This is a genomic window from Rhodococcus sp. 105337 (assembly GCF_012844225.1).
Taxonomy (GTDB): domain Bacteria; phylum Actinomycetota; class Actinomycetes; order Mycobacteriales; family Mycobacteriaceae; genus Rhodococcus.
Map to the genome: position 1 here is coordinate 722,352 of NZ_JABAGQ010000001.1, position 13,016 is coordinate 735,367.

Below are 13,016 nucleotides of genomic sequence, written 5' to 3' on the forward strand. Positions count from 1 at the left end.
ATGCGAGACGGGCGCCCGTCAGAAGGCGCCTGCGGCGATCTGGTCGAGGACGGGAAGCAGCACCTCGTCACCGGCGCTCGGAATGTCGACGACGACACGGTCGACCGGCATCTGCCGGAATCTCTCGAGCACGTCGGCGAGGTCGGGGCGGATCGCCTGCAGGACGGTCACGCGGATGTCGCCGGGGTCGCGGCCGACCCGCTCCCACTCCTCGCGGAGTTGTTTCAGATCACCCTCCAGCGTGTCGACCACGTGGTGCCCCATCGGGATCCAGCCGTCCGCCCATGCGGCGACCCTGCGAAAGCCCACCGCGCCCGGGCGCACACCGAGCAGCAACGGAGGATGCGGGCGTTGCAGGGGTTTCGGCCCGACTCTGCTGGGAGAAAGCCGAACATGTTTCCCGTCGTACGCCGCTTCCTCGTCGGTCCACACACTCTTCATCAGAGCGATCTTCTCTTCGACCACCGGGTACTTGTCCCGAGCATCGAACCCGTGGTCCTCGAACTCGTCGTTGTTCCAGCCGAATCCGACACCGAGAACCAGCCGGCCGCCCGACATGACGTCGAGCGTGGCCACGGCCTTGGCATACGAGATCGGGTCGTGCCCACCGGGAAGTGCCGTGCACGTTCCGACGACGAGATTCGTCGACGCCGCGACGAAGGACAAACCCACGAGCGGATCCCACAGACCGAAGTAATGGTCGGGCACCGGCCCGCCACCCGGAAACGGTGTGTTCCGCGCTGTCGGTATGTGGGAATGTTCAGGAACGAACAGGGATTCGAATCCTCGCTCCTCCGCAGCATGCGCGAGGCCCACGAGCGGCATCGATGTGTCGGTGCCACCGTAGTGGAGGCCGACCCCCATGGTGGGGCTCATGCGTCCGCTCGTCGTCGCGCACTCGCGGCACACACACCGCCGTCGACGAGCACGTCGGTGCCGTTGACGAATCCCGCATCGTCGGACAGCAGGAACGCGACGACAGCGGCAAGTTCGTCGGCGTCGCCGGTCCTGCCGAGCGGTGTCATCTTGACCATCGCGCCGATTCGTTCGTTGTGCTCCGCCTCCTGCCGGCCCTGTGGCGTGTCGATCATGCCGGGCGAGACCGAGCATGCCCGCGCTCCGACGGCGCCGAGCCGAACCGCTTCGTCGCGCGCGAACTGCTGCACGCCGTATTTCGCCCACGCGTACGCGACGCCGGTGTGCTCCACCGCCTCACCCACCGATTCGCGCATACGATCGAGGAAGTCCTCGGCGAGCGGGTCCGACAGCACCGCGGTGATCTCCGGAGAGGCGTGGATCTGCCCGATGGTCGGCGCCATCGAGGCGAAGTACACCGAGGCGGTACCGGCGGTCGCCAGCGGACGCAACGCTTCCGCGAGCAGAGCCGTGCCGACGAGATCGACGGAGAAGATCCGGCGCCAATCGGCCATGGTCGGCGAGATACCGGCCGCATGCGCAACCGACCGGAGGGTACCGAGTTCGGAGACACGACGAGCGAGTCGCGCGAGGCCGTCGGCGTCGGTGACGTCGAGCACGAACGGTTCGACCCGGGTCCGTTCGGTCGACAACCCCTCGGCCGCGGCGGTCACCGTCGCCTCGTCCAGATCGAGGAGCAGCAGCGTGTCGACCGTGCCGACCATCCGCGCCGCGCACGCGTATCCCATTCCCCGGCCGGCCCCGGTCGCAATCCCGACTGTTGTCACAGTTTTCGCCCCCTGGTAAGTGCGGTGTCGTGTCCGGCGTTCAGTGTTGCGGTGCCCAGCATCCCGACAACCCGGGTTCGGCTGCGCGGGTGACGAGTTCGACGAGCAGCCCCGTCCGGCTGCGCGCGAACGCGAAGAACAGTCCACCTCCGGGCGCGTCCCGCGTGGCCTCCACGGAGTAACCCTGCCGTTCGAGTTCGGCACAGTCCGCATCGACGTCGTCGGACCAGTACCCGAGGTGGTGCACCCCGGAGGTCGCCTGCCACATGGTTCCGGGGACGCTCGCAACGACTTCGATCCGTGGCGTCGTGACGGAATAGGAGCATTCGAGCGTCACCACGGCGTCGCCGGTCGGGAGTTTCACAGGTACAAGACCGCCCACTTGCGGCCCCCAGCTGTAACCGAGCAGGTCCGACAGCTCGTCACGTGCCGCCCCCGGGTCGTCCGCGACGATCCCGAAATGGAACAGATCCTCTGCCTTCACTGCCGCCTCCGAACGTAGGGGTTTCGCAACCACCCGAACCCGTGTAAGAATCGTATTCTGAGTTGCGAGAAAGATATTCTCACAGTTGGAGAGGAGGCACAATGGCGTGGGACTTCGAAACCGATCCCGAGTACCAGGAAAAGCTGGACTGGGCTGACGCGTTTGTGCGAAACGAGGTAGAGCCGCTCGACCTGGTGTGGGAGCACCAGCAGTTCGTGCCGCTCGACGGACTCCGCCGCAAGGCCATCGATCCCCTCAAGGAGCAGGTCCGGCAGCAGGGACTGTGGGCGACGCATCTCGGCCCCGAACTCGGTGGCCAGGGCTACGGCCAGCTCAAACTCGCGCTGCTCAACGAGATCCTCGGGCGGTCGTCGTGGGCACCGATCGTGTTCGGCTGCCAGGCTCCGGACACCGGTAACGCCGAGATCATCGCGCACTACGGAACCCCCGAGCAGAAGGCGCGCTACCTGCAGCCGCTGCTCGACGGGGAGATCTTCTCCTCGTACTCGATGACCGAGCCCCAGGGCGGCGCCGACCCCGCGCAGTTCCGGACCCGCGCCGTCAGGGACGGCGACGACTGGGTCATCAACGGGTGGAAGTACTTCTCCTCCAACGCGCGGACTGCGGCGTTCCTCATCGTGATGGTCGTGACGGACCCCGACGTCCCGGTGCACAAGGGAACATCCATGTTCCTCGTCCCCACCGACACACCCGGGGTCGAGATCGTTCGCAACGTCGGACTGTACGGCGAACCGATGAACGACGGCACCCACGCACTCATCCATTACAACGATGTGCGCGTGCCCCACGAGGCGCTCCTGGGCGCGGAGGGTCAGGCCTTCGCGGCGGCCCAGACACGCCTCGGCGGTGGCAGGATCCATCACGCGATGCGGACGATCGGCCTCGCACAGAAGGCCGTCGACATGATGTGCGAGCGCGTCCTGAGCCGGGAGACCGCCGGTAGCCGCCTTGCGGACAAGCAGACCGTGCAGGGCTACATCGCCGACTCGTACGCGCAGCTCGCCCAGTTCCGGCTGTTCGTGTTGAACACGGCATGGAAGATCGACAAGTACAACGACTACAAGAAGGTCCGCAAGGACATCGCCACCGCGAAGATCGTGATGCCGACCGTGCTGCACGACATCGCCTGGCGCGCAATGCAGGTGCACGGTGCTCTCGGTGTCACCAACGAGATGCCGTTCTTCAGGATGATCCACGGCGCCGCCGTGATGGGACTCGCCGACGGACCGACCGAGGTGCACAAGACCACGGTCGCCAAGCAGGTCCTCCGCGATTACGAGCCCACCGACGACATGTGGCCGTCGGAGTGGATTCCGAAGAAGCAGGAAGCAGCCCGGGCGAAACTCGCCGACTACCTCGAACTCGAAGTGGGAAACCAGTGATCGATACCTCGCGACTCGCCGAATGGATGGACGAGCAGGGCCTGCCCGGCAAGGGTGCGCCGCTCGAAGCCGAGTACCTGTCCGGCGGTACCCAGAACGAAATCTACAAGCTCACCCGTGACGACTTCACCAGCGTCATTCGTATCCCGCCGGCTGCGGCACCCGCCGACCGCGACAAGGGAATCATGCGCGAATGGCGCATCATCCAGGGCCTCGACGGCACCGACGTCCCGCACACCGAAGCTGTCGCGGCCTGCGAGGACAAGTCCGTCCTGGGCCGGTCGTTCTACCTCATGGGATACGTCGACGGATGGTCGCCGATGGATCACCGGGAGGCGTGGCCGGCACCTTTCGACACCGACCTCGACGCGCGCGCGGGCCTGGCCTATCAGCTCGCCGAAGGCATCGCGCTGCTCTCGAAGGTCGACTGGAAGGCTCAGGGTCTGCAGGACCTCGGCCGCCCCGAGGGTTTCCACGACCGTCAGGTCGACCGCTGGACCGCGTTCTTCGAACGGATCAAGGGACGTGAGATCGAAGGTCTCGACGTCGCTACCAAGTGGCTGCAGAACCATCGCCCGCTCGACTACATCCCGGGCCTGATGCACGGCGACTACCAGTTCGCGAACGTGATGTTCCAGCACGGGGCGCCCGCGAAACTCGCCGCCCTCGTGGACTGGGAGATGGGCACGGTCGGCGATCCCAAGCTCGACCTCGCCTGGATGGTCATGAACTGGCCCGAGGACATGAACTCGCCGAGCGCCGCCGAGGCTACCTACGTCGACCTCCGGGGAATGCCGAACCGGTCCGACCTGGTCCAGCACTACTCGGAGATCTCCGGCCGCCAGGTCGACGACCTCGACTACTACCTCGTGCTGGCCAAGTGGAAGCTCGCGATCGTCCTGGAGCAGGGTTTCCAGCGTGCAGGTGACGACGTGAAACTGCAGTCGTACGGGCCGGTGATCGTCGACCTGATGAAGTCGGCCGCCGACCTCGCCGAATCCACGGAGTACAAGGGATGACCGCAGCAGCAGTCGAGGGGCTGATTCGTGAGCAGCACGGCCCCATCCTCGTGCTGCGCATCGACCGCCCCGATGCCCGCAATGCACTGACCGGCGCGGTGATTCGCGGCCTCGGTGCCGCGGTCGCGGACGCCGAGCGCGATCCGGAGATCCGTGCCGTCGTGCTCACCGCTACCGGGGACCGCGCGTTCTGCGCCGGGATGGATCTGCGGGCGTTCGCGAGCGGCGAGGACATCGGTCTCGGGTCCGATGAGGCTGCTGCCGCCTATGCGCGGCTCTGCCAGGGAAAGCTCGGGATACCGGTGATCGGTGCCGCCAACGGCAGCGCGGTGGGCGGAGGGCTCGAACTTCTCCTCGGGGCCGACATCATCGTCGCCTCGTCTGCGGCGAAGTTCGGTCTGCCCGAGGTCAAGAGGGGTCTCTTCCCGGCCGGCGGAGGAACTTCCATCGGGACGCGTATTCCGATCGGCGCCGCACTCGAGATCGCCCTGACCGGCGATCCGATCACCGCGCAACGCGGGTACGAACTCGGGTTGATCAACGCCGTGGTCGAACCCGACGAGGTGCTGAACACCGCTCTGGACTACGCGCGCCGCATCGCTGCGAACGCACCTCTCGGACTCGCCGCGGTCAAGGAACTCGTACGGTCCTCGCTGACCGATCCCGAGTATGCGTCGGAACGGCTCGGATACTGGCAGTCCCTGGTGTTCGCCAGCGACGATGCCAAGGAGGGCGCTGCGGCGTTCATGGAGAAGCGAGCGCCGGCCTGGCAGGGGCGATGAGCACCGTGCGTGCGGCGGTCTGTGCGGAGTACGGGCCACCGGAGATCGTCGAGATCCGGGATCTCCCGTCGCAACCACTCGCGCCCGGGCAGGTCCGGGTGCGGGTGGGTGCGGCGGCGGTGAATTTTCCCGACGTGTTACTGGTCGCGAACAAGTACCAGATCAGCGTGCCGCCCCCGTTCGTTCCGGGTAGCGAGTACGCCGGCGTGGTCACCGAGATCGCGGGCGACACCGGGGAGTTCATCGTCGGAGACCGGGTCACGGGCACCAGCCTGGTCGGAGCCTTCACCGAAGAAGTGGTGGCGCCGGCGGCATCGCTGAAGGCGATTCCCGACGGGATCGACGACCGCACGGCTGCGTCCTTCGGCGTAGCCCATCGCACCGCGTACCACACGCTCCGGTCGGTTGCCCGGCTCCAGCCGGGCGAGCGACTGGTCGTGCTCGGCGCCGGAGGCGGTGTCGGTCTCGCCGCGGTCCAGCTGGGTGTCGCGCTGGGCGCGTCCGTGACTGCTGTCGCGTCGTCGCCCGACAAGCTCGCGGTCGCCGAGAAGTACGGGGCCGAGCACCTGATCGATCACCGGGCGGGCGATCTGCGTGGAGCCCTGAAACAGATGCTGCCGGAAGGGGCCGATGTCGTAGTCGATCCGGTCGGCGGCGACCTCTCGGTACCGGCACTCCGGTCCCTCAGGCGCGGCGGCCGATTCGTCACGGTGGGCTATGCGTCGGGCACGATACCGGAGATTCCGCTGAATCTCGTTCTGGTGAAGGGCCTTCGAATCATGGGATTCCAGTTCCAGGACCTCGATCCCGATGAGTACCGGCGTAACGAAGCAGAACTGGTCGACCTGCTGATGTCCGGCCGGGCGGTACCTCACATCGGAGCGCACTACCCGCTCGAGGACGCTTCCCGCGCCCTGCGTCACGTGGCGGACGGTCGAGCAATCGGAAAGGTCGTGGTGGACATCGCGCGGTGACCTGCGCGAAAACGTCCCCATACGACGGCACGGCCCGAATCCCCCTGGGATTCGGGCCGTGCCGTGTTCGTCAGCGAATGCTGGTGAGGGTACCTGTCGCCGGCATCGACCCCACTCCGTCGGTGCGGAAGGACTCCGTGAACCCGACGTCCACGCGTGAGTTCGTCGCAGCCTGAAGTGCGTGCGCCTTGAAAACTCGTGCCGCTCTGCTCAACCGGTGCTGAGTGGAACCGAACCGGGAGTCGAGCTCGGAAGGAACGCCTTCGCCCCACATCGTGATCGTCGTGGGATGCTTCGCCAAGGTCTCGAGCAGCCCCTGACGGATCCGCGCGTCGGCTTCGTAGAGATCTGTCGCCACCGCGACGGTGTCGGGCATCGGACCGTGCGGGGAACACTCCAGTGCCGATTCGAGGTCGACCGTGGTGGCACCGAGGATCTCGAGGGGCCGGATATCGGCATTTCCGGGCACCAGGACGACGACCTCCCAACCCGCGGCCACCTGGTCGTACAGCCACCCGCCGGTGTATCGCACTGCGTCGGCGACACGAGGCGCGACGACTGCGAGTCGCCTCCTCAGAATGTGCTTGCGTGCATGAGCTGTTGCTCGAGAGACCGTGTGTAGTCCTCGAAGATCTCGGTCAGAGGGAGCGAACGATCGAGTAGCCATGAGGTTTCCATTCCGTTGAGGAAAGCGACAATCTCCACCGCTTTGACGGCTGGGTCCAGATCCGTTCGGTATCGTCCGGCGCACTGACCGCGCCGGATCCCGGCCTCGACCGTGTCGAGTGCCGCTCGATATCGACCGAGTAGGCGATCGTGCAGTGGCGCATCCGGTTCGAGGTTCTCCACGAGGAGCACCGCGTACATCCCCACCAGATCGGGAGAGTCCCGGAAGCGACCGGGGATCTTCATGATCTGTTCGATGAGATCTCCCGAGCGGTCCACACGAGCAAGGTCGTCGGCATCCCGTGCGTCGAGCACGGCATGCAACAACTCGGTCTTCGAATCGAAGTGATGCAACAGACCCGCCGGGCTCAGCCCTGCGGCCCGGGCGATCTGAGCGACACTCGTGCTCCGCCACCCGTTCCTCGCCAGTAACCGTTGGGCGACGCCGAGAATTTGCGCCCTCCGATCCTCACCCCTGGCGAGGAGCGTGTCGTACGCACGGTGTTGCACCCTTGCTTCGCCCTCCTCGTCGACCAAACCTACCGAACACACATTAGGTCGGTTTGGTCCCATGTGACAAGGGTCTCACCGGGTTTATTTTGCAACCCATGTCACACGAGGTCAGCGATCCATCAACTCGACGATCGTGGCGTTCGCGGTCCCACCGCCTTCGCACATCGTCTGGAGTCCGTACCGGAGTCCCTGGTCACGCATGTGATGAATCATCCTCGTCATCAGCACCGCACCCGATCCGCCGAGCGGGTGCCCGAGCGCGATGGCACCTCCGAGTGGATTGACCCGCGCGATGTCGGCTCCGGTCTCGGCAAGCCAGGCCAGCGGCACCGACGCGAACGCTTCGTTGACCTCGAAAACACCCACATCCCCGAGCGCGACACCGGCTTTGCCGAGCACCTTCTCGGTCGCCGGGATCGGGCCGGTGAGCATGAGAACCGGATCCGCTCCGGCGACCGCACCGGCGCGGTATCGCACCAGCGGCGTCAGTCCCAGCTCGCGCGCCTTGTCAGGGGTCGTCACCAGGAGGGCGGCCGCGCCGTCCGAGATCTGCGACGAGTTGCCGGCGTGGATGACTCCGTCCTCGGCGAAAGCAGGCTTCAGCCCGGCAAGCTTGTCCACCGTGCTTCCGCGACGGATGCCTTCGTCCGCGGAGACCGATCCGTTGTCGGTGGCGACCGGCACGATCTGCCCGTCGAACGCTCCGCGATCCTGCGCCGCAGCGGCACGCTCGTGCGAGAGCACCGCGTACTCGTCCAGGTCGGTCCGCGAAAGACCCCACTTCTGCGCGATCTTCTCCGCCGAAATCCCCTGGTTGAACGCGAAGCCGTCATAGCGGGCCAGCGCCTGGGGACCGTAGGGCATACCGGTGCCGCGCGCAGCACCGAGCGGCACCCGGCTCATCACCTCGACCCCGCCGGCGACGACCACATCCTGCTGACCCGACATCACGGCTTGGGCCGCAAAATCCAGTGCCTGCTGGCTCGAGCCGCAGGCGCGGTTGACGGTGGTGCCCGGGATGGATTCGGGCCATCCGGCGGCGAGCACCGAGTAGCGCCCGACATTGCTGGACTGGTCGCCCACCTGCGACACGCAACCCCACACCACGTCGTCGATCACGGTGGGATCGATACCCGTTCGCTCCGCAAGAGCCCGAAGGATGTGCGCCGACAGATCTACCGGGTGCACCCCCGCCAGTCCTCCGTTGCGTTTACCGACCGGGGTACGGATCGCCTCGACGATGACAACTTCACGCATCTTCTTCTCTTCCATTCGTATCCGGTTGTTGCCTCACGCCTGACGCACCGGGCGCAGACTTCGCGGCGGCGGCGCCACCGATCGCCCAGCGACCGGTGAACCTCGCGTCCCGTTTCTCCGCGAAGGCGGCGAAAGCTTCGGGTGCATCCGCGGTGGCGAAATTGACCGCCTGTGCGCGGGCCTCCCCGGCAAGCGATTCACGGAGGGTGCGATCGGCCCCCTCGTTCAGCAGCGCCTTGGTCTGCGCGAGGGCCACCGGCGGCCCCGCGACGAGACGGCCGGCGAGGTCGTCGACGAACGCGTCGATCGTGTCTTCGGGCTCGACCCAGGTCACCAGGTTCAGCCGATGGGCGTGTTCCGCGTCGATCGTCTCGGCGAGCAGAGCCAGCCTCTTGGCCTGTTGCAGGCCGACCAGCTTGGGCAACAGCCACGATCCGCCGAGGTCCAACGACAGCCCGCGTCGCGAGAAGATCTGCGAGAACGTGGATCTCGGAGTCGCGACAACGAAGTCACACCCCAGCGCCAGATTCCATCCGGCTCCGACCGCCACACCGTCGATCTTTGCGATGGTCGGCACCGGAAGCTCGTGCAGAAGCAATGCGATGTCGGTGAGGACACGCATCTTGCGCAAAGGGTGCGCCCGACCGGGATTGGACAGGTCGGCTCCGGAACAGAACGCGCCGCCGGCGCCGGTCACCACAAGCACCCGCACCTCGGGGTCCTGACCGGCCTCGTCCAGGGCATTGCGCAGCGCATCCCACAAACCGCTGTCGAGTGCGTTCTTGCGGGCGGGCCGATTCAGTGTCAGCGTCCGCACACCACCGCGATCGTCGACGAGCAGTGACTCCCCGGCCGTCACCGGTTCTGCCTCGCAGCCGATTCCGGGAACCGGTACGCGGGGCCGATTGCACCCTCCGCACGAAGTTTCTCGATCTGATCCGACCTGAATCCGGCGTCGGCGAGCACCCGTGCGGTGTGTTCACCGAGGCCCGGAACAGCGCCCATCGGCGGGTCGAAGCCCGTGATCACCGGCGGTGGCAAGAGCGCGTCGATCGGACCGTTCGGCGAATCCACTTCGCGCCACCTGTCACGCGCCGTCAACTGGGGATGCACGAGTACTTCACTCGGCAGGTTGTATCGCGCGTTGCCGATCCCGGCCTCGTCCGCGACCTTCTGCACGTGGTCGAGCGGGTACTGTGCGCACCACTGCGAGATCGCCTCGTCGAGAACCGCCCTGTTCTCACATCGTCCGGTATTGGTGCGGAAACGCTCGTCGTCGGCGAGATCGTCACGTCCGATGATCTCGCGTGCGAGTCGCTGCCACTCCCGGTCGTTGGTCGTACCGAGCACCACGGTCTGGTCGTCGGCCGTCCGGTACGCACCGTAGGGCGAGACCGCTGGTGAACTCATCCCGCGCGGTTGCTGATCCACACCCGAGTATCGCGTGTAGGTGAGCGGATATCCCATGATCTCGGTCATGGTGTCGAACAGACTCACGGACACCGAGGTCAGCGCCCCGGCACGTCCACGATGCCGTTCCCTTCCGCACAGCAACGCGAGAATCGACACGGCCGCATACAGACCCGTGCTGATGTCGGCGACGGGAGGACCCGGTTTCGCCGGCATATCGGGGAAACCGGTCACCGCGCACGCGCCCGACTCCGCCTGCACGAGCAGGTCGTACGCGCGCTTGTGGGACAGCGGTCCGCCCTGGCCGTAACCGTCGATCTCTACAGCGATCAGATCGGGGTAGCGCTCCGCCAGCATTTCCCGCGAGATGCCCAGTCGCGCAGTGGCTCCCGGAGTGAGATTCGACACGAGTACGTCGGCACCGGCCAGCAGCGTGTGCAAGGTTGCGATTCCGGCGTCCGACTTCAGGTCGATCGTGACGGATTCCTTGCCCCGGTTCGCCCACACGAAGTGCGCGGCCATACCGTTGACGACGTCGTCGTAGTCGCGGGCGAAATCACCGCCCCGAGGATTTTCGATCTTGATGACCCGCGCCCCGAAGTCGGCGAGCGTGCGGGTACACATCGGCGCCGACACGGCCTGCTCGAGCGTCACGACCGTGACCCCCGACAGCGGGCCCTCCGGGCTCGTCGGGTCGGACATCACATCACCATGCCACCGTCTACCGGCAGCACCTGGCCGGTGACGAACGACGCGGCATCCGTGGCGAGGAACACGAAGGCACCAGCGACCTCCGAGGGCTCGGCCCAGCGCCGCAAAGGAATCCGGTTCAACATGGTCGCGGCGAACTTCTCGTTCGTGCGAATTGTCTCCGTCATCGGTGTCGCAGCGAGCGGGGCAAGCGCGTTGACGAGGATGTTCTTCCGCGCGAGCTCGCGTGCCAGTGACTTGGTCAATCCGATGATGCCGGCCTTCGCCGCCGAATAGTTCACCTGGCCGAGAGTGCCCGTGATTCCGGCGGACGAGGTGACGTTGATGATGCGTCCGGTGCCGTCCGTGGCCAGGAAAGGAAGCGCTGCCTGCGAACACGTGAAGGCGCCGAGCACGTGGATGTCGTGGATGCGCTGGAAGGATTCGGTGCTCGTCTCCGCGAACATCGCGGGATCGGTGACACCGGCGTTGTTGACCAGAATGTGCAGGACGCCTTCGGTGAAGCCGGCGGCCCGCGCAGCCGCAGAGTCGGCGGCGGCCCGGTCGCGAACATCCAGTGCGGCACTGTCTGCCTTGCCACCGTTCTGCGAAATACGCTCGGCCACAAGCGCAGCCGCATCGCCGTCCACGTCGGTGACGAGAACTGCCGCACCGGCCGCAGCGAGTGCCTCCGCCACCGCGGACCCGATGCCACCTGCCGCGCCGGTGACCAGCGCCGACCGTCCGGTGAGGTCGAAAAGGTTGTTCTTCTCCGCCATCAGTAACTCCTCGGCAATCCCAAAACGTGTGAGCCCAGGAAGTTCAGGATCATTTCCTGGCTGATCGGTGCAATGCGCATGACGCGTGCCTCGCGGAAGTAGCGCGAGACGTTGTATTCCTCCGAATACCCCATGCCGCCGTGCGTCTGCAGAGCGCGGTCCGCAGCGGTGAATCCCGCATCGGCACAAAGATATTTCGCTGTGTTGGCTTCCCTGCCACACGGCTTTCCGTTGTCGTAGAGCCATGTTGCCTTGCGGAGCACCAGTTCTGCGGCGTCGAGCTGTGCCAGCGAATCCGCGAGGGGGAACTGGATGCCCTGGTTCATTCCGATGGGCCGGCCGAACACTTCGCGTTCGTTGCCGTACTTGACGGCCTTGTCGAGCGCGACCCGCCCGATACCGAGGGCTTCGGCCGCGATGAGCATCCGTTCGGGGTTGAGACCGTCGAGGAGGTAGCGGAAGCCCTGGCCCTCTTCTCCGACGCGATCCTCGACCGGAATGTGCAGGTCGTCGATGAACAATTCGTTCGACGTGACGGCGTTGCGTCCCATCTTCCGGATGGGCCGGATGTCGACCTTGCTGCGATCGAGGTCGGTCATGAACAGGGTCATGCCGTCGGTCTTCTTCTCGACCTCGTCGTAACGCTGGGTGCGAGTGAGCAGCAGGATCTTCTCCGACTCGGCCGCCTTCGAGATCCACACCTTGCGCCCGTTGACGACGTAGTGGTCGCCGACGCGCTTGGCGAACGTGGTGATCCGCGACGTGTCGAGCCCCGCACCCGGTTCGGTAACACCGAAACAGACGTGCAGGTCACCGTTCACGATGCGGGGCAGCGTCCGCGCCTTGAGTTCGTCGGACCCGTGCTTGACCACGGGTTGCATACCGAAGATGTTCAGGTGGATGGCGCTTGCGGCGTTCATACCGCCCCCTGAACGCGCCACCTCCTCGAGCAGCAGGGTCGCCTCGGTGATGCCGTATCCGTGCCCGCCGTATTCTTCGGGCATCGTGATGCCCAGCCAGCCGCCGTCGGCCATCGTCTTGTAGAACTCGGACGGGAACTCGTGGGCGAGATCCTTTTCCATCCAGTACTGGTCGTCGAACTTCTTCGTCAGTTCGGCGACCGACGATCGGATCAGTTCCTGGTCCTCGGTGAGATCGAAACTCATGCCTCCCATGACTGCCCCCTCACGTCCGAGCCGCACGGCCGTGCGAGCGCGCGGGCATGACGGTAGTGCCGCGCAGTCTCCCGACAGCTTCGGAATTGTTCGGATTCACCGATCTCGCGGTGACTGCGTACCTGGACGCTCACTTCGTGCCCTTCTGCGATTCGTGCACC

The 13,016-nt window shown here is 65.9% G+C and carries 14 protein-coding genes; 4 read left to right on the forward strand and 10 right to left on the reverse strand.

Annotated elements, in window-relative coordinates; genetic code table 11:
- Window positions 1-18: 18 nt before the first annotated feature.
- The 3 genes from HF886_RS03325 to HF886_RS03335 are packed head-to-tail and all read right to left on the reverse strand — an operon-like array spanning window position 19 to window position 2,187.
- Window positions 19-876 (reverse strand): TIGR03619 family F420-dependent LLM class oxidoreductase, encoded by an 858-nt coding sequence (locus tag HF886_RS03325; protein ID WP_169651543.1) that lies wholly within the window; start codon window positions 874-876, stop codon window positions 19-21.
- Window positions 873-1,703: an SDR family oxidoreductase gene (locus HF886_RS21360; RefSeq protein WP_169651544.1), complete on the reverse strand. Its 831-nt coding sequence runs from the start codon at window positions 1,701-1,703 to the stop codon at window positions 873-875. The genes HF886_RS03325 and HF886_RS21360 overlap by 4 nt, the downstream gene beginning before the upstream one ends.
- A 40-nt stretch (window positions 1,704-1,743) precedes the next feature.
- Window positions 1,744-2,187 carry a VOC family protein gene (locus tag HF886_RS03335; protein WP_169622030.1) on the reverse strand — a complete coding sequence of 148 codons (444 nt, stop codon included), beginning with the start codon at window positions 2,185-2,187 and terminating at the stop codon, window positions 1,744-1,746.
- Between the two features lie 101 nt (window positions 2,188-2,288).
- Between HF886_RS03335 and HF886_RS03340 the strand changes: the two genes are divergently transcribed.
- Genes HF886_RS03340 through HF886_RS03355 form a run of 4 tightly spaced genes read left to right on the forward strand, consistent with a single transcriptional unit; the run spans window position 2,289 to window position 6,365 of the window.
- Window positions 2,289-3,590, forward strand: a complete 1,302-nt coding sequence (locus HF886_RS03340) for an acyl-CoA dehydrogenase family protein (protein WP_169622029.1) — start codon at window positions 2,289-2,291, stop codon at window positions 3,588-3,590.
- A complete protein-coding gene (locus HF886_RS03345; protein ID WP_169622028.1) occupies window positions 3,587-4,609 on the forward strand; it encodes a phosphotransferase family protein in 1,023 nt (340 codons plus the stop codon). The genes HF886_RS03340 and HF886_RS03345 overlap by 4 nt, the downstream gene beginning before the upstream one ends.
- Window positions 4,606-5,391, forward strand: coding sequence for an enoyl-CoA hydratase-related protein (locus tag HF886_RS03350; protein ID WP_169622027.1), 786 nt, complete (start codon window positions 4,606-4,608; stop codon window positions 5,389-5,391). The genes HF886_RS03345 and HF886_RS03350 overlap by 4 nt, the downstream gene beginning before the upstream one ends.
- A 5-nt stretch (window positions 5,392-5,396) precedes the next feature.
- Window positions 5,397-6,365, forward strand: coding sequence for an NADPH:quinone oxidoreductase family protein (locus HF886_RS03355; protein ID WP_169651610.1), 969 nt, complete (start codon window positions 5,397-5,399; stop codon window positions 6,363-6,365).
- Window positions 6,366-6,435: 70 nt separating this feature from the next.
- Here the strand turns inward: HF886_RS03355 and HF886_RS03360 are convergent, their stop codons facing one another.
- The 7 genes from HF886_RS03360 to HF886_RS03390 form a co-directional block, all read right to left on the reverse strand.
- Window positions 6,436-6,897 carry a hypothetical protein gene (locus HF886_RS03360; RefSeq protein ID WP_346765286.1) on the reverse strand — a complete coding sequence of 154 codons (462 nt, stop codon included), beginning with the start codon at window positions 6,895-6,897 and terminating at the stop codon, window positions 6,436-6,438.
- A 41-nt stretch (window positions 6,898-6,938) separates the two neighbouring features.
- Complete coding sequence (locus HF886_RS03365; protein ID WP_296550703.1) at window positions 6,939-7,541, reverse strand: TetR/AcrR family transcriptional regulator; 603 nt, start codon at window positions 7,539-7,541, stop codon at window positions 6,939-6,941.
- Window positions 7,542-7,652: 111 nt separating this feature from the next.
- Window positions 7,653-8,801 carry a thiolase family protein gene (locus HF886_RS03370; RefSeq protein ID WP_169651612.1) on the reverse strand — a complete coding sequence of 383 codons (1,149 nt, stop codon included), beginning with the start codon at window positions 8,799-8,801 and terminating at the stop codon, window positions 7,653-7,655.
- Window positions 8,794-9,660: an enoyl-CoA hydratase-related protein gene (locus tag HF886_RS03375; RefSeq protein ID WP_169622025.1), complete on the reverse strand. Its 867-nt coding sequence runs from the start codon at window positions 9,658-9,660 to the stop codon at window positions 8,794-8,796. The genes HF886_RS03370 and HF886_RS03375 overlap by 8 nt, the downstream gene beginning before the upstream one ends.
- The gene (locus tag HF886_RS03380) at window positions 9,657-10,913 is read right to left on the reverse strand and encodes a CaiB/BaiF CoA-transferase family protein (RefSeq protein WP_169622024.1); all 1,257 of its coding nucleotides are present in this window, start codon (window positions 10,911-10,913) and stop codon (window positions 9,657-9,659) included. The genes HF886_RS03375 and HF886_RS03380 overlap by 4 nt, the downstream gene beginning before the upstream one ends.
- Entirely contained in the window at window positions 10,913-11,680 is a 768-nt protein-coding gene (locus HF886_RS03385; protein WP_169651545.1) for an SDR family NAD(P)-dependent oxidoreductase, read from the reverse strand. Before HF886_RS03385 ends, HF886_RS03380 begins: the two co-directional genes overlap by 1 nt.
- On the reverse strand, window positions 11,680-12,846 hold the full coding sequence (locus HF886_RS03390; RefSeq protein ID WP_169622184.1) for an acyl-CoA dehydrogenase family protein: 1,167 nt from the start codon (window positions 12,844-12,846) through the stop codon (window positions 11,680-11,682). The genes HF886_RS03385 and HF886_RS03390 overlap by 1 nt, the downstream gene beginning before the upstream one ends.
- Window positions 12,847-13,016: the final 170 nt, after the last annotated feature.